Source organism: Protofrankia sp. CiP3, from assembly GCF_917627345.1.
GTDB lineage: Bacteria > Actinomycetota > Actinomycetes > Frankiales > Frankiaceae > Protofrankia.
The window spans coordinates 66,417-83,681 of record NZ_CAKJTM010000021.1 but is presented as its reverse complement, the minus strand read 5'-3'; the positions used below and the strand labels follow the sequence as shown (position 1 = coordinate 83,681).

General features: G+C 66.0%; 11 protein-coding genes. 10 read left to right on the top strand and 1 reads right to left on the bottom strand.

Annotated elements, in window-relative coordinates; genetic code table 11:
• The 10 genes from MJ797_RS10830 to MJ797_RS10785 form a co-directional block, all read left to right on the top strand.
• The coding region (locus tag MJ797_RS10830; RefSeq protein ID WP_239334186.1) for a Uma2 family endonuclease at positions 1-203 on the top strand (203 nt) is incomplete at its 5' end.
• Between the two features lie 222 nt (positions 204-425).
• Complete coding sequence (locus tag MJ797_RS10825) at positions 426-2,177, top strand: hypothetical protein (RefSeq protein ID WP_239334185.1); 1,752 nt, start codon at positions 426-428, stop codon at positions 2,175-2,177.
• 89 nt (positions 2,178-2,266) lie between these two features.
• Positions 2,267-4,852 (top strand): RAMP superfamily CRISPR-associated protein, encoded by a 2,586-nt coding sequence (locus tag MJ797_RS10820; protein WP_239334184.1) that lies wholly within the window; start codon positions 2,267-2,269, stop codon positions 4,850-4,852.
• The gene (locus tag MJ797_RS10815) at positions 4,852-6,555 is read left to right on the top strand and encodes an RAMP superfamily CRISPR-associated protein (protein ID WP_239334183.1); all 1,704 of its coding nucleotides are present in this window, start codon (positions 4,852-4,854) and stop codon (positions 6,553-6,555) included. Before MJ797_RS10820 ends, MJ797_RS10815 begins: the two co-directional genes overlap by 1 nt.
• Before the next feature lie 8 nt (positions 6,556-6,563).
• Positions 6,564-7,121 carry a CRISPR-associated protein Csx19 gene (gene csx19, locus MJ797_RS10810; protein WP_239334182.1) on the top strand — a complete coding sequence of 186 codons (558 nt, stop codon included), beginning with the start codon at positions 6,564-6,566 and terminating at the stop codon, positions 7,119-7,121.
• Entirely contained in the window at positions 7,114-9,891 is a 2,778-nt protein-coding gene (locus tag MJ797_RS10805) for a TIGR03986 family CRISPR-associated RAMP protein (protein WP_239334181.1), read from the top strand. The genes csx19 and MJ797_RS10805 overlap by 8 nt, the downstream gene beginning before the upstream one ends.
• Positions 9,888-11,456, top strand: a complete 1,569-nt coding sequence (locus MJ797_RS10800; RefSeq protein ID WP_239334180.1) for an AAA family ATPase — start codon at positions 9,888-9,890, stop codon at positions 11,454-11,456. The genes MJ797_RS10805 and MJ797_RS10800 overlap by 4 nt, the downstream gene beginning before the upstream one ends.
• Before the next feature lie 200 nt (positions 11,457-11,656).
• Positions 11,657-12,511, top strand: a complete 855-nt coding sequence (locus MJ797_RS10795) for a hypothetical protein (protein WP_239334179.1) — start codon at positions 11,657-11,659, stop codon at positions 12,509-12,511.
• 238 nt (positions 12,512-12,749) lie between these two features.
• Entirely contained in the window at positions 12,750-13,544 is a 795-nt protein-coding gene (locus MJ797_RS10790) for a hypothetical protein (RefSeq protein WP_239334178.1), read from the top strand.
• A complete protein-coding gene (locus tag MJ797_RS10785) occupies positions 13,541-15,403 on the top strand; it encodes a hypothetical protein (protein ID WP_239334177.1) in 1,863 nt (620 codons plus the stop codon). The genes MJ797_RS10790 and MJ797_RS10785 overlap by 4 nt, the downstream gene beginning before the upstream one ends.
• A 310-nt stretch (positions 15,404-15,713) precedes the next feature.
• Here the strand turns inward: MJ797_RS10785 and MJ797_RS10780 are convergent, their stop codons facing one another.
• The gene (locus MJ797_RS10780) at positions 15,714-17,219 is read right to left on the bottom strand and encodes a hypothetical protein (RefSeq protein WP_239334176.1); all 1,506 of its coding nucleotides are present in this window, start codon (positions 17,217-17,219) and stop codon (positions 15,714-15,716) included.
• Positions 17,220-17,265 lie beyond the last annotated feature (46 nt).

Genomic DNA, 17,265 nt, shown 5'->3' with positions numbered 1-17,265 from the left:
CGGAGAAGAAGCGCATCGTCTACCAGAACGCCGGTATCCGCTCCTACTGGATCATTGATCCGAAGGTACCGTCGATGACCGTCCACGTGCTCGGCAGCAACGGTTGCTACGACGTCGTCGCCATCATCCACGGCGACGACCCGTGCGAACTCACCGAGCCCTTCCCCGTCGCCTTCCGCCCCGCTGACCTGCTGACCTGCTGACCTGACTCTCGCCACGGTCGCCGTGGTCGAGGACGGCGCCGCACGCCGAGACGAGCTGCCTCCAGCCATCCACAACATTCGAACCATCGGACGCCAATGCGGCTGGCGACCGCGCCGATGTCCGTCAGGAGATGTGTGGGGCGGCATGGTGACCGGCCTGCGCCGACGCGTAGTGTGCCGTCCACGGTGCCGCGTCAGGCCTGAGGGGGAGGAGATGTAGGCGTGGACTGCTATCTCGTGCTGCTTGAAACATCCGGCAACCAGAACTTCATTTTCGACACCAACAAGCGACGGGAGAACGTCGGCGCGTCCCACCTGATCGCGAGTCTCGTCGCCTGGACGGAAGAAGCGCTGGAAGGTCTCGTCCGCGGATGGACGAGACGGTCGCGGGTCCCGGCACACAGCGCCGAACTGGTCACTGCCACCTCCGGCGATGTCAAGGTCCTGGTGACCGACGGCGAACGGGCACGGGAGCTGGTCACCCGGGTTACCCGGAAAGCCCTCGAGGTGGCATCGGGGCTCGACGTGTGCGGTGTCGTCATTCCCTTCCAGTGGGACGACGAAGACCCCGATCCGGTGATGGACGCCATCACAACTGCATATGCGACGCTTCCTGAGGTACGTACACGAAGGGCCGGTCCGCAGTCGCGATTTCCACGGCTGCCCATCGTCGACCAGTGCACCTCCAGCGGCCTGCCCGCCGCCTACCTGTACGACGAGACGTCCGGTAGCCGTTCGCCCCGGCGCGCCGACGCGGCGAACGCTCGGCTGGTGCCACGGTCGCACCCGTCCGCGGCCAAGTTGGAGGCGGCGCACGACGGATACGACCGGCTGGCAAGGGTGACAGTCGGATGGATCGATCCCAACGGCTGTAGACGCCCTGCCCCCTGGGAGAAAGCGGCGGCGGTCGCCGACGAGGACACCGGGTCCGAGCTCCGCATCGATATTGATGAGGATGAGGCTCGGGAGGGGATCGAGGCGGTAGCCGACTACCTGGAGCGCCACGCCGAGTGGGTCGCGGTTGTCCACGCCGACGTCAACGGCCTCGGTGCGGTGCTCCGGAATCTCACCACTCGGCAGGCTGTCGAAGGCTGTCGTGGGTACGTCGACCTCCTCGCCGTCTACTCCGAACGCATCGACCGCGCGGCACATGAGGCCTTCCGCGCGGCGCTCGACGAGCTCCGGTGCTATCCAGGGATAAAAAAAGTCAGGAGACCGGGCGCATCCGGAAGCTTCTTCCCGGTCCTGCCGCTCATTCTCGGCGGAGACGACCTCACGGTCGTGTGCGACGGACCTGCGGCGTTACCCTTCACGGCCGCCTTCCTGCAGGCATTCGAAAACCGGACGGCAGCTTTGTTGCACCCTAAGGAAAAGCAGCTCACGGCGGCGGCCGGCGTCGCCGTCGTCAAGCAGCACTACCCGTTCTCCTCGGCGTATCAGCTCGCCGACGATCTCACGGATGAGGCCAAACGCGTGAAGGTCAAGGCCGTCGGTGCCAGCGCGCTGTCCTTTCACGTCCTGTACGACAGCGCCGCGACCGGACTGGACAATCTGCGGGCACGCACGACGTTGCCCGGAGGCGACCGGCTCGTTGCTCAGCCGTACGTCGTTACCGGAAATGACAATGCCGGCTGGGCTGACGGTCGCCGCTGGTCGGATCTGCTGGCCCGGGTCACCGCGCTGCGGGGGACCGTCGATCCCACCGACGGCGACAGCGACCGCGGACGGGCTCTCCCACGCAGCCAGACCCACACCCTGCGTGCCGGGCTGTTCCTCGGCCGCGACACCGCAGACGGTCGCTTCCAACTGCTGCGCAACCGCTACGGCCGCAGCGGCTTGTCTGCGCTGGCCGCCAACAGTGAACGCTGGTCGCTGTTCTGGGAGGAAGGTGGTGTTCACATCACAGGTCTGCTCGATGCGATGGACGCCGAGGAGTTCATCGGTGACCGCGACGAGACGGCGGCAAGCCGGTGACCGCGCACGAGACCACTCCTCCCGCACCAGCCGCAGCGCAGGAACAGCCGGCGGTCTCCTCGTCGATATCGACGCAGCCGCCGCCGCAGATGTCGGGTCCTGCACCGCTTCCCACCGGTACTCCCCTGTCCTACCGGCTTGTGTTCACCTCCGACTGGCATCCGGGTACCGGAACAGGACGTCCCGGCGACGTCGACCACCTGGTCAACCGTGACGCCGACGACCTGCCGTACCTGCCGGCGAAGACCGTCACCGGTGTGTGGCGTGACGCCTGCGAGATTGTCGCCCGCGCCCTTGACGGCAGCAGCGACACAGGACCGTGGCAGGGCTGGGTGAGGTTCGCCTTCGGTAGCCAGCCGGCTCTTTCCGGTAGCCCGACAACGACCCGAGGCACGGGACGGGACGCCGCCGGAGCAGCGGGCGGGAAGGCACCCTCCCCGCCCGCCAGCACGGCGCCGCCGGTAGCCGCGGCGGTGTCGATTCGGGCGGCCCGCTACTGCGATGGCGTGCGCGCGGTGCTGGCCCGCGACTCGTTCGTGCGCGAGGCCGTCACCTTCGTCAAACCGGGTGTGCGCGTCGACCCGCACACCGGTCGCGCCACGCCCGGGATGTTGCGGTTCTCCGAGCAGGCCCGGGTTGGGTCAGTCCTGCACGGCACGTTCGAGCTCACCGGCGCCGCCTCGCCGGGCGGCCTGGCGTCCGCGGCACCGCTGGACGAAAACGCCCGGCGCTGCGTCACGGCGCTGTTGCTCGCCGGCAGCAGGCTCGTCGAGCAGATCGGCGGAAAGCGCCGCCGCGGTAACGGACGGTGCACACTGGAACTCCCGTCGATCATCGATCCGACACCGTGGTGGGACTGGCTGGAAACCGCCTCTCCCCCGCCGCCACCAGCCGTTGATGCCGCGCCCCCCGCGGTCACATCCGCGGTCGCATTCCCGGTCATGCCAACTCCGTGGCCGCACGCGGCTCCGGTGCCCGGCTGGGAGATTGCGCGACTGAGCATCACCTTGGACGACCCGCTGCTGGCCGGCGGGCGTCAGCTCGGCAACCAGGTGATGGGCCGCGACCACATCCCCGGGTCCACCCTGCTGCCCGGCGTGCTGCGACGCCTCGGACCGGCAGGCCAGGCCGCGCTCCTCGCCGGCCACCTGGTGGTGACAGACGCGACCGTGGACGTCGCAGGCGAACGCGGACTACCCGTGCCACGCACGTTCGGTGCGGTGAAGACCGAACCGGGTCGGATCATCAACCGTGCCAACACCGACGCGCGCACGCTGGAGACCCGCAAGATCGACGGGTACGTCGCCACCACCCGTCCGCTTCGGCGGGTCCGGCCGACACTGTCGGTCCACACGCACAACAGCGTGAACGACACGATGCAACGGCCGACGACCGATGAGGGCGGCGGTGTGTACACCTACCGTGCGCTGGCGACCAAGCGACCGCTGGTCGCTGAGATACGGGTACGTGCGGGCCTGCTGCCCGCCGGATGGGCCGAGGACCTGTCGGGTTCATGGGTACTGGGACGCTCCCGCAAGGACGACTACGGCCGGGCAACGGTCAGCGCGACGCCAGTGTCACCGCCTGCGCCGCGGGCACGGCTCGTTGACGCCCGCCGCATCGTCGTCTGGCTGGTCAGCGACATGATCCTGCTGGACGAACGGCTGCGCGCGTCCAGCGATCCGGAGTTGCTGCGAGAAGCGCTCACCCGGGAGCTGCGTCTGCCCGCCACGGCGCTGAAGCAGGTCGGCTCGGCGGACGGTCGCCGGAGCCAGGCGTTCGCGGTGACACGCACCGAGTCGTGGCACACCCGTTGGTGCCGGCCGCGTCCGACCCTGCTCGGCCTGGCCGCCGGCAGCATTGTGACATACGACATCACGGTGGGTGACGGCAGTGGTGGTATCACTCCACGGCTGGATCCGACGCTGGTCGCCGAGCTGGAGACCGGGGGCCTCGGGGAACGGCGCGGCGAAGGACTCGGTCAGCTGTGCATCGCCGCCGTCCCGGGGCCCTCGGGGGGCGTCGAGGACGGACCCGAGGTCATCACACGCTTCGCCGATACGCAGGAGCCCGCCGAGAAGGCCCTGGCGGCACGGACGGAACCCCGCGAGGCTGCGGCCGGTGCCGCACCGAGTACGACAATTCCCGTCGGCGGCGCGGGCACGGCGGATACCCGTGCCACGAACACCGACATCCTGTCGGCCGACGACATCGCGCTCATCGCGGCGCTGCGCACGGAGGCCTGGCGAGCAGAAATCGCGAGGCGTGCCGTCACGGTCGCAACCGACCCCGACGGCCTACGCCGGGTGTTCGGTGACGGCGTCGACAAGATCCCGCCGTCGCAGCTCGCCCAGCTCCGCGACATCCTGCCCCGGCTGGCTGACCGCGCGGCCACCGAAGCGCTCGTCGACAAGCTCGTCGACCCGTCCCGCCGACGATCATGGCCAGACGGCGTCGGCAGACAGCTGGAGGCCCTCCTCACCAGACCGGGCCAGGTGTGGGAGGCCCTGGGCTGGGTCGGCCCCGCGGGCCCGACGGCCGGAAGTCAGACCCATGAAGCGCCGCACGCCGCGACGATCGCCGCGAACCTGCGGACGGAGCTGTGGCAGGAGGCTGTGCAGACGTTGGTCCTGACCTGCCTGACCGCGCACCGCCGGAACCGGGAGGCGCAGTGATGGCCGGCCGGCCTTTGCACCACCGGCTGCGGGTCCGCGGCTGGCTTAAGGTGTGCTCGCCGCTGCACGTCGGCGGGCTCGGGCACGACCCGGACGTGGACCTGCCGGTCGCGCTCGACGGCAAGTCCCGGCTGTACGTGCCCGGGACGAGCCTCGCCGGGGTGTGCCGCCACTGGATGACGGGCCGCCGCACCGACGCGAACGCCCTCCGTGAGCTGTGGGGATTCACTGACAACACCGACGGCCGGGCGAGCAGGGTGTTCGTCCGGGACGGCCTTGTCTGCGCCGGGCCGGACATTGATGCACCCTTTCCGGTCAGCCGGTTGGACGCCCGTACCTCGGTCGGGATCGACCGGTACACCGGTGCAGCCGCCTACGGCATCCTGTTCTCCCGGGCAGTCATCCCTGTCGGGGCGTTCATCCGGTTCGAACTCGACGTCGAGTCCGGTGCAGCTGATCCGGCCGACGTCGGCTGGCTCCGTGACCGCGCCCGCTTGGCGGCGTTGCTGGACGCTCTCGGTCATGGCGAGGTGCGGCTCGGCGCTGCCGTAACCCGTGGGCTCGGCCACGTCCAGCTAGCGCACGACGTCGAGCTCGAAGAACACGATCTCAGCAACGCCACCGGCCTGATCGCGCTGCTGCGCGGCCAACCGGGTCGTCCCGGTCTGGACGAACTGGACGAACTGGACGAACCGCGCGGCGAACCTGGCCTTGATCTGCACCCCCGCCTGGCCGTCACCATCGACTGGACACCGGACGCTCCGGTGATGGTGCGTGCTGATCGGGCTGGTGTCGCCGTCGACACACTGCCGCTGACGGGTGCGGAGGGCACCGACACGGTACGCCTGGTACTGCCCGGATCCAGCGTGAAAGGGGCGCTGCGCAGCCACGCCGAGCGGATCCTGCGCACGCTGGAACAGCGCCGGGCGCCGCGGCCCGTCGGCGACCCAATAACCGACGCGACCGCGTTCCGCGCCCAACTCGATCAGCTGCACCTGGCAAAGGTGCTGTTCGGCGCGGCGCCGCCCGCCGCACAGCGGGACGTCCACCGCTCGATCCTGGAGATTCCCGTCGACCCGGCCAGGGGTATCAAAGAACTCCCCGACGAGCAGGACGAGCGCCCCGACACCCCGGACAAGCCGATAGGCGCGCCCGGCAGACAGTTCTCCTATGGCGTGGGCGCGGTAGCCGTCGCCGACTGTCGCTCGTCCCAGCCGCTGGATGGCGACCTGTGGCGGAAAATGGCCACGGAACCCGACCTCGGCGCGATGCTGACGGACAGCGGCAAACCCGAGCAGGACGACCAGAGCTACCGGCAGTGGCTTTCAGCGCACGGGTTCGATCAGGCGGACCATGTCGCCATCGACCGGTGGACCGGCGGCGCGGCCGACAAACTGTTGTTCACCATTCTGGAGCCGTGGCAGATCGGCTGGGAACCGATCAAGCTAACCGTCGACATCGCGCGGCTGGGCGACGACGCGAACCTGTCCCTGGCGCTGCTGATGCTCGTGTTACGTGATCTGCGCGACCACCGGCTACCAATCGGCCAAGGCACTACCCGTGGTTTCGGGGACATCACCGCGACCGTCGCCGTGGACACCCCTGACGGCACGTTGGATCTCGACGAGTACCTCGCGTCACCGGCTGGAGAGCTGCTGCGGGACACGTGGACAGCGCTGTGGAAAGAACAGGCGGCAGCATGAGCGGACACATGGGCGGATCAACACGGCTCGGGTCACGGTCGCTGCGCGGACCACTGCCCGGCATGCTCGCCCAGGTGACGGAGTTGGCAGGTGGCATCGCCCTGCTGTCGTCACCCGACGCCTACACCGTCGCCACCGTCGGCGGTGATGGTGTGTGCACGGCGCCGAACGGCGAGAGGCAAGGGGGTGAGGTGGACCTCGGCCGGGTCTATGAAGCTCGCGCCTTCACTCCGGACGTGGAACTGCGATGGGTACGGCGCGGCGACAGCGGCCAGGGCGTGCTGCTCGGCGAACAGGTGACCGGCGGCAACCTGTGGACGGACCTGCAGACGACGGATCTGCGCTACCTGCTGTGGGGTGAGGTGGTCGACGGGGACAACCCGGCGGGCTGGGTATCGCTGTCGGCGGCACGGATCGGCACGCTGCGGGTACCGGCGGTACCCCCGCGAGGACGCAGGCTGCGGCTCCGGGCACGCGAATACATCGCGGTAGAACCCGACCACGGCAACTCCTACGTGCTCGACGAACGGCTGATCGCCATCGAGGAGGGGCAGATCGATGAGTGAGGCTCGCAGCTCTGATCACAGCAGCGGCGCCGCCAGCAGCACCCACACCCGCAGCGGACGTCTGCACTGGCAGCCCTCGGGAGCCGACGGCGGCCGGCTCGTGATCGTCGACGGGCCGGACCGACGCAGGATCCCGCAACCGGGCAAGGCCTTGGTCGACGACCTGGGCGCGCTTGCCCCCGCCGAACTCGACGGGCTCAGCGTCGACTACGAATGGGTGAAGGGCCAGGTTAGAGGCGTCCGCCGGGCAGGCAGCCCACTGCCACGCCGTCCCCCTTCCACGCGGTCGGCCCAGCCCGCCGCGTCCTCCGACACCGGCCGGCGGACCCCGCAGCAAGAGTCTGCCACCCGCGCATCGAATGAAGCGGGCGCAAGTCAGCGCAGCGTTCCCCCGCGCAGGCCAGGGAGCCGACATGCAGACGGACAGCGTCCCGGCTGGACCCGCCCGACCGGCCCGCCGTCCGCTCAGGGATCCGCCCGGCCGGCGGTCAACGCCGTGGACCTGTTCCGGAACCCGTACACGTTCGTGCCGGCGCTGGCACGCGACGGTGCGGGACCTCTCGGGGACGCCCCACCCGCTGGCCACGACGTGTGGGAAGCGGACCGCTGGAGCGGGCGGATCGGTGTGACGCTGACGACCGTCACACCGTTGCTGCTGCTGGACACCGCGCCGGCGAAGCCGGACGACCGGGGTCACACGACGTACTCGGTACTGCTGCGGGACGGCCGGCCACACATCCCGCCGACGGCGGTCAAGGGAATGTTGCGGGCGGCCTACGAGGCGGCGACCAACTCCCGGCTCGGTGTCTTCACCGGCCATGACGAACCGCTGGGATATCGGCCGCCCGCCAGTGCAGGTCTCGCGCTCGTACCGGCGCGTGTCGGCCGGGACGCCGTCACCGTCGACCTGTTGACCGGTACCGCGCCGCTCGGCCAGCGCTCGTCCCCGCAGACCGTGATGTACGCGGCCTGGCTACCGCGGTACGGGTCGGGATCCCGGCGGCCTGTGCTGTACGGCGACCAGTCGGAGCCGGAGCACCGGGACGAGGTCAGGGTCCGGCTGCGGCTGATCCAGCACTACCGCTGGGACAAGCGCCGGCAGGACCACGCCGCCGACTTCCGCTACTGGCAGGTGGTGGCGATCGCGCGGGCCGGCGAGCCGTTCCCGGCTGACATGAGGGTCGCGGACGCGGTGTGGCGTGACCGGTTCACCGTGCACGAGCCGCTCTCCGACACCCAGGAGGCGGCAGGCTGGGTCTGTGTGAACAACCGTAATTTCAGCCGCAAACATGATGAACGGGTCTTCTTCGGCGATTCGCATACCCGGGAGCTGACGGACACGACGAAGAAGGCGTGGACAGCGCTCGTCAACGACTACCGCAATGCTCACCGGCACGCCGACATCTGGGAGCGGCCGAACGTGAACACCGACCGGGGTCCCAGGCCACGCAGCGCGCCCCGGGGCGGCAGCGAGAAGTTCGCCCCACCGCAGAAATGGCTCGGCCCGAAACCGGGAAAGACGGCATGGAGTCGCCACCTGTACGAGGAGGGAGCGGAAAAGCTTCGCCCCGGCGACCTCTGTTACGCCCTCCTCGACTCGCGGGGGAACCTCGACGCCCTGTACCCGGTGATGATCGCCCGGGAGCTCTTTTCCGCATCACCCAAGGATCTTCTTCACCCGTCGCTCCGCCCGGCGTCGACCCGCGACGAGTTGTCCCCCGCGGACCGGGTATTCGGCTGGGTCAATCCGGACGGCCACGGTGCATACCGCGGACAACTGCGGGTGGGACCGGTCACGGTGGACGTAGGCCGCGATGCCGTTGGGGACACGGTTACGGATTTCGGCGCGGACGGCCTTCCGCTGGCGATCCTCGGCCAGCCAAAACCCCAGCAAGGCCGCTTCTACGCGGCGGCAGGAACGTCGCAGTACCCGATGCCGCTGCCGCCACGCACGCCGAGGCGGGACTGGTACGTTCCCGGCCGATCTTTGCGTGGCCGCAAGACGTACCCACACCATGCCGGATTGGCTGACGACTACTGGAAGAATCCGACCGAGGACCGAACCCAGACGTTGGATGACAAAGGGCACTATCAGGAGTACCGACGCCCGGCGACAGAGAGCCCGGGCAAGGAACTCACCGCCGATAACCGTGCGTTTGCCACCGGTGGCGAGGAACAGCGTGACAACCAGAACCGTTCGGTCCGTGGCTGGGTCAAACCCGGTACCACATTCCGATTCACCTTGGACGTGATCAACCTGACCGAGGTGGAGCTCGGCGCTCTGCTGTGGCTGCTACAGCTGCCGGCGGAGCATTATCACCGATTCGGGCTCGGTAAACCTCTCGGCTTCGGCAGCGTCCGGTTGGATCTCGACCCCGAGACGACCGAACTGCGTACGGGCGCCGCCATCGCCGACTACTACGCCTCGTTCGGCGACCAGCTCCCTGGCACCGCTGCGGACGTCGACACGCTCATCGCCGTGTTCGAGAAGGCCTCCGACATGTGGCCCGGACGCCCACACCTCGCAGCCTTCCTCACAGCGGCGCTCGGCGATGCGTCCACCCCGGTGCACTATCCGCGGGTCCGGCCCGCCGCCATGGACAGATCGGTTCCCGTCCCGCCCGATCCGCGCGGCCAGGCCTATGCCTGGTTCGTACAGAACGAGCAGGAACGCTCCAACAGCTTCGTGCGGGCCGAAAGCCTCCCGCCCGCAGACGGCGACCCGATGCGGGTATACCCGGCCCCCGATAAGAATGGTCAAGCGCGATGAACAATCCAACCGACAACGCAAGCATCGATATGAGCAATCATTTGGATATACCCGAGGAGCCAGCTCCAGATTCCCATTCATCCCTCGATCGACCTCTACTCACAGCACTTCACATTGCTAATTTTAAATGCTATGGAACACCTCGCGGAGATACCGGTTACTTTCATGTTCCCCTATCCGCGCTCTCGCTGATTTACGGACATAACTCCGCAGGTAAATCAACACTTTTACAAGCTCTACTCGTTTTGTCTCAGACCCTTTCGCAGGCACCGGAACAAGCTGGTCAAAGACTGGTCTTGAACGGGCCCCTGGTGTCCCTGGGAACAGCGACCGACGTGGTCTACCGCCATGAGACTGACCGAGTGATCTCGATCGGAGTCAGCTGGCGGAGCACCAACGACAGCGAGTACTCCATCGTTTGTGGATTCGACGGATCCAGCGCAGAGCTCTTGGACATCCGGATCATCGAGCATCAGCCCGACATGCCTGATGCCAAGCCCATCCTGCTCGAACGCGACAAATCGTTGGAAGAACACCTTGGCATAGGCCCGGTGCTGGTGGTTGCCGAGCAGTCGATCGAACCCTTCCTTAAAGAGCTCTATCATACCGCCAAGAACGAGGTTTTCCGCGACAGGACCGAATTTTTTTCCAGAAACCGCCCGCTTGTTTCCCTGACCGGAATTCGCTTCGGTCATATTATCGCATTTCAGGGCACAAACACGACAACGCTTACCTCCAGCCTTCAAAGGTTGGACGGTTCCGACACCGACCAGCAACACACCAAAGAGATCATTCCAGCTTGGATGACCTACGCGGAAAATTTCTACAAGGGTTTAGACAATGCGCTCGGAGGGCTACGTTATCTAGGGCCTAGTCGAGCTGCACCGAGCTCGAGCCCTGTCCGTCTCAATTACGCGACGGACGGCGTGGGCCACGACGGCGGAAATCTACTCAACTTCCTTGCAGGACAAAGTGAGGGCGACGCGGTGGTCCTCCGGACCAACGAGTCGCTGGATAGACTTCGGATCCCGTATCGAATCCGAGTCTGGAAATATGGGCTGCCGGAATTTTTAGACGGCGACGAAGCTCAGGTCATAAATTATCGATCCACTATTCCCTTGGCGGACGTGGGACTCATCCGAAATGGAGTCGAGTCGAAACTGAGCGACGTCGGATACGGCTTCAACCATCTCCTGCCGATACTCGCCGAGTGCAATCGAGCTACCAGCCGGCCGCTAATAATCGAGCAGCCGGAGACCCATCTAAATCCAGATCTCCAAGTTGAGCTGGCGGATGAACTGATAGAGTTCGCAACAAAAAAACAACAGCTGCTTATCGAAACTCACAGCGAAAATATTTTACTACGCATCCAGGCGCTGGTTGAATCTGGCTATGTTTACGAGGAAGACGTCCAAGTAATTACGATCACACCAGCTGAGATAGACGATTCCGCGTTCCCACGAGGGTCCCGGTGGCTCGCCGAAGGCCAGCTGTCTCCGGGCACCGGTGACATATTTCCGGAAGCCAGAATACGTGCTGTAGAACCAGCGCCGCAGCCATGTTGAGCCGTGTAGCGATCTCAGCGGATCTATTCTCAGACAACTTTGGCCAGGACGACTACAGTCGGCACGCTGTTCACCGAACGCTAACCGGACATCTAAGCCGACATGCTCGGATTGTATGTCGTAACGATTATGAGCGTCAAAGGTACCGCCACCTCATCAACAAACTACCGTCGAAAATCGCGGTATATTGGGATCCTATTGTGTCGCGGGCGGGCGAAAAGTACCACTTCCTCTTTCCGTCACCGCCGCTTCCTGACCATGACGCGATGGATATTCGCGCAAGGGGCGACCTTATTCATTGGAAAGAATCAATCGACCATCTTCTCGTCCAATCCGAGCTCGCCGACGAGTTTGGATTCAACGCTGCATCTGCGGGCGAGAAGGACCCAGATAGTGGAATCAGTGTGTCCAGTTATCAGGGCATTACTCCGCACAAGATCGATCTCTTCGAGCAGAGAAATAGCCGTTACTATCGACCCGGCGAGATATCGAGTTGTGAGCTTTGGAACATCTACTTCCGACCACTCGTGGAAGCGGCAACAGAAATCGTCGTAGTGGACAAATTTGCGATCCACTACCTCGAGTCCGCGGATTGGCTTTGGCGCAAAATGGCAACCACCGAAGGCTATCCAAAAAATAAAGAGCGCACGCTCGAGATCCTCACGAGCTGCCCGGATAAAAGCCGAGATAAGAAATCGATAGGGGATCAGATAAAAGCCGCCAACTCTTATGTTGAAGAAACATTGGCAAAACTTGACGGCTTTCGCTCGGTTCGGATTCTCTGGGTTCCGAAGGACGGATGGAAGCGAAGCATCGAAGGAACGACGGAAAAAAAGAGGAAAATCGGTCGACATGACCGCAACTTCCGCTTCGACACGAGGACTCTCGCTATAACCTCGGGTCTCGAATTTGTCGCGGATCCGAGCTGTAAGGATTCGCAGGTGACCTATCGCTGTCAAGGAGACCGGCAGAGTCAGGACTTCGAAAACCTGGAGCGTGAGGAGGGACGACTTCGTGCTGCGGCGCAGCGGTACAGCCTTCGGAGCCAGTTGTGAGCTGGGTAGACAAATTTCCGAGCGGGTGTTCGCCGGGTGAGGAGGCAGGATCTGCTGCGGCGACGAAGGAACTCAGCAGATCGTGCCCTCCTGGGGCGGCTGGTCGGCTACCAGGCTCAGCGGCATGGAAGCGATGGAAACCGATCCAAATCCGGACCGAGTCAGTGGTGAGAACACGCCACGGACGCCTGGGCATCGCTGTGGGGCCACCGAGCCGAGCTGGGTTGAGCAGGTGTTCGTGACCTGCACCAGTGCGGTGAACGCCACGATGGCGCGGGCGTCGCTGTGGCATGGCGGTCGTCCCTGCCCGGCTACGCGGGGCAAGACGGCAAGCCCCGACCCACGGCGGACGGTGCTCGCCTGCTGCGATCTCGGCTGTTTCGACGATGCCGTCGATGTGCTGGCAGGCGTCGTGGAGAAGATCACGGCGGCCGGTTGGCTGGAACGTTCACCTGCCCGCAGTCTGCTCTCTGACGACGACCGCCATCGGACGCCGCAGGAAGCTGCGCTGTACCTGTACGCCGCACGTACCGCCGCAGCGGTGTTGGGAGAAATGCACCGCCATCGGCGCAAGAATCTCGAGTTGCCGCAACGGCCGGAGCGGGTCGCCGACGCCGACTGGGCAAAGCGGTTGTTCCCCGGCCCGGCGGATCGAGAGCTGCTTGTGCACCTCCTCACCTGGCTCGGCAGTGACGGCCCGGCGACCGGCGATCCGGGCTGGCCGTTGCAGGTGTGGGCGGAACGCCACGGGCTGGCGCTCCCGGACATGGCCAGGTGGGTCGCCCGTGTTGTCAGTGTGCTGCGTGAGGAAGACCCGCGCCGGTATCAGCGGTACATCGCGGGGCCGCTGGCTGCCAAACCGCGTGCAACTGTCCCGTTCAGCGCCGTCGAGCTCGTCGACGGGCACCCTGTTCGGCGGCAGCGCCATCGGTACACGGCGGCACCAGGGCTGTGGGAGGAGCGCACGCGTACAGGGACACCCATGGCCGTGCCGACCAAGAAGATGACCGCCGCAATGAAAGGCAGGAAGTGAACCGCATCGCTGTGCACGTCGTCGGAGCCTCCGACCTCGGCATGCACGAGCCGACACCCGCCGAGACGGCCACGCGGATTACAGAACTCACCGGCCTTGAGCCCTCCGCTCTCGCTGATGAGCTCGCCGGTACACCGATCGCCTGGTTTCTTCGGAAGATCGAAAAACTGGATGATCCTCCGGTTGACAAACTGATCCTCATCGCGACCAAGCGGCACGACGATCCGAGGGTGCAGCCGGCAACCCAGGACCTGGCCGAGGTGATCCTCCCCTTCGTCCGGCAGCGGGTGCCGGCAACCACCGTCGAGCAGATCCCGCTGCCCAGCATCGCGGACGCCCGGAAGTGGCTGACGGATTTCCTCGACAACGCGGCCAGCCCCGTCAGCGAGGCGACCCGATGGGAACTGCCGCTCGGCGGCGGTGCGACGAGTGCTCTGCTTGGGGTGATGTTCGAGCTGCTGCTGCGGGGCCACGACCTGACATTGTGGGCGGCGAACGGAGCCGGGCTCCGGATTCCGCTGGTTCCGTGTGGGCTGAATACGGCGCCAGCGCGATGGCTGGTGCGGCACCGTTACTACGAGCCGCTCGCCAGCAGTGATCCGCCGTTGGAGGTGCCACCACCGCTGTCCCCGGGTGACGCCGGCTGGGACTTTCTGGCCCGCCGGCAACGCGTTGATGTAGACACGCTGCTCGCCGATCAGCCGAAGGAAAACGACGCCTGGAAAGTGACGGACGTTGTTCAGGCGATCCTGGCTGAGGCGGTACAGGCCGCGTTCGCCGAAGGACTTGCCCGCGGGGAGATCACCGACGGTGCCGCCGCCCGCACCTGGCTCGCCCTGGCAAAACACGGCCGGTTGGTCCGTCCACTGACCGATCCAGATGATCCGGAGGTCGAGGAGTGGCGTAACAAGGTCGTGGGGCTCAGCCACGGTATGCACCAACCGGCCACGCCCCCACGTGTCATCCGCTTCATGCAAGACGAATGGGCGAGCGCACAACGCGACAAGCACCCCATTCTCCAAGCCTTCCCGGACTGGCCGGTCGCACCCCCGCCGCCGGCCGAACGGACAGTCGTCGTGCTACGGGCGTTGAGCCGGTCCGCCACACCCGACCAGGGTAAGATCGACGATCAGTTCCTGCTCGACCGCATCTCCGAGGCACTCGGCGCCGGGCAGATGCTTTCGTTCGAGTTCGTCACCGATATGGCCAGGGTGACGGCCACCCGTGAAGGCGTGGAACGAATTCCGGTGACGGTCACCGACCCCAAGCTGCGACCGGACAATGTCGAGACGTGCCGCGTTCAGCTGTTTGACGCACTGTTGGCAGAACCGTGTGCGGTGGTAGCGGACGAGGTCGCCGTACTGTTGCCGATCGGACGCAAGGCGCTGATGGTGGCAGCGATCCTCGCAGGGATCGATTGGTCGCTGCACGCAGCGGTACCACTGACGCTGCTGGTAGCGGAGGGTGACCATGGCCCTGACGGACTCATCATCGAGACGACACGTGTTACGGCGGAGGACACCAGACCGTTCGCCGTCCTGGGCCTTGACAGAGCCCTCGCCTGTCTGGCTGCCGAAGCGCTGACCAGACTCGACATCACGCTGGCCGGGCATCTGCTCCAGCGTGGCTCCCGCAAGCTTCAAGCTCTCGCTGTCGAGGTCAACGAGCTTCAGCGCAACGCCTTCGGCGTCCTGCCGCCAGGCACGGATGATCAGACTTCCGTAGCCGAAGTGAAACTCGCCCGCGCCCGGCTCGAGCTGTGTCTGCGAATCGTCGACTCCCACCCATGGGACGCCGCCTATCTCGCCCTCGCCATGCTCGACCACACGTTCCGGACGCCGAAAAAGCGGAAGAAGTGACGGTTGCCCAACTGGGTCAGTTCGGGCTCACTCAGCGGGAGGGCTGGGTGCCGCAAACAGACCCGCCTGTCCCGCGCACAGAGCCCGACGGCGATCGCTGGTACCTTGCGCCCTGGCATGCGCTCCGAATGGCGGAAGGACCGTCCAGCGATCTACGCAAACTTCGCAACAGTCATCCGCTCTCCCATTCTTTCGTCGACAAAGCCACGCGGGGCAAGAAGGCCAAGTCAATCAGAGTTCCGGAACCCGCTTGCGTCGCTACACTGTTGGACAAGGCGGACACCGAGTTAACAGAAGCGCTCGCCGATCGTTACCCATCGCTGGTGTTAATGGATCGAGACTTCTTGACGAAGGAACTCGACCGGCTACTCGGGGAGGTCCGGATGTTCGAGGAGAGGTCCGAGCCGGTGGGGCAGTCCGGCGCAGCGGCCGAATAGGTCGCGGCCAGCGCGGCAAAGGTGTCGGTCCGTGCCCGCAGCGGAATAATGTCGGACGGCCTGCGGGGTGCGGCGAGCATCCCGAGTACCCGCAATGCCGCGTTCACCGACGTGTCGTGGTAGGCATCAAGGAATCCGGCTTGGGACAGCGACAGCGGCGTGCCGTCGCGGCCAACCGGGGCGTGCACGGACACATGCTGGATCCGCGCTCCTTCAGGCAGCAGGGATCGCCATCCGGCCGTGAAAGTCCGCACCTGCGCACAGGGCTTTCCGCCGAGGTCCGCGATGACGCCGAGCATGTCGGCATCGGGAACAAGAAGCACGACCCGCACGCCGTCGGGCGGCGAGCCCAGCAGCCGGGCGGCCGGCGCCACGGGCGTGGGCTGCTGGGTGAGCGTATGTGCCCACACCTGATACGGATTGCCGTCCGGCCGGGCCAGCGCGTCCCGCATCAGTTCGTCGGCTAGCCGCTCGTCGAGCCGTCCTCCGCTGGACAACGAACGAGCCAGCAGGGCGAAGCTGTCGAGTCCCCAACCGAGCGCGGCGCCTACCAGCGCCGCGACCGTGTACATTCCGGCCCATTTCGGCCCTGTGACGACCACGCTGTGGACCCCCGGGAGATCGGCCTTGTGCTGTTCCGCCGTGCGTGGCGCGGCGAGCCGCGGCACGAAAAGCCGACCCGCTGGCCATCGTGGTGCGGGCTCCGTGGCGAACGGGACGTCGTCCCATGTCGCGCCGGTTCGTTCGAATGCCTCGGCGAACACCCGCTCCGCGTCGGCCCGGGTGGCGATGCCGTCCCTACGTTCCAACAGAACGTAGTCACCGACATGATAGCGGCAGAGCCGACCACGCCAGTGCGGCACAACTGTCACGGCCCAGCTGCCATGCCGCAGCGCCATCTCCGCGAACAGCGCTCCACCGGCCTCACAATGTTGGCTCTGCAGCAAGGCTCGTTGTTTGCGGACCTGCCGCTCGATCACCGCAAGGCGTCCCGCCATGCCGGCGACCGAATCGTCGACCAGCCCGAACGCCGCGAGCATCTCCAACGGATGGACACCAACCGCACGGGCGAGAACCAGAATGGCATGCGGGTCCACCGCTGTGTCGTTCGCCAACCAGCGACGGATCTTGTCGGTGCTGGACGGCAGGCCCAGCTGTTCGGCAACGGCGGCCGTCAACGCCGGCAGGCTGATCTTTGTACGGCCGAGCGCCTTCTTCATCGCGTCGGCCCAGCGAGCCTGCTGTGGCCTGGAGTTCACCGGCGTCGGTGTGGCGAGCGGCTGGTAACGCCCGGAGGCGTCCGGCGATAGCATCCGAACATCATCGCGTACCCGCTCCGAGAGCTGTTCGCCCCAGCACCACCTGCCGGTCCTGGCCATCCTTGGATCATCGAATATCCGACGACCAACGGAAGCGCATACCACG

Coding starts and splice junctions, on each gene's coding strand:
- MJ797_RS10820 (WP_239334184.1), top strand. CDS start 2,267: ATGTCGGGTCCTGCACCGCTTCCCACCGGTACTCCCCTGTCCTACCGG.
- MJ797_RS10815 (WP_239334183.1), top strand. CDS start 4,852: ATGGCCGGCCGGCCTTTGCACCACCGGCTGCGGGTCCGCGGCTGGCTT.
- csx19 (WP_239334182.1), top strand. CDS start 6,564: ATGGGCGGATCAACACGGCTCGGGTCACGGTCGCTGCGCGGACCACTG.
- MJ797_RS10805 (WP_239334181.1), top strand. CDS start 7,114: ATGAGTGAGGCTCGCAGCTCTGATCACAGCAGCGGCGCCGCCAGCAGC.
- MJ797_RS10800 (WP_239334180.1), top strand. CDS start 9,888: ATGAACAATCCAACCGACAACGCAAGCATCGATATGAGCAATCATTTG.
- MJ797_RS10780 (WP_239334176.1), bottom strand. CDS start 17,219: ATGGCCAGGACCGGCAGGTGGTGCTGGGGCGAACAGCTCTCGGAGCGG.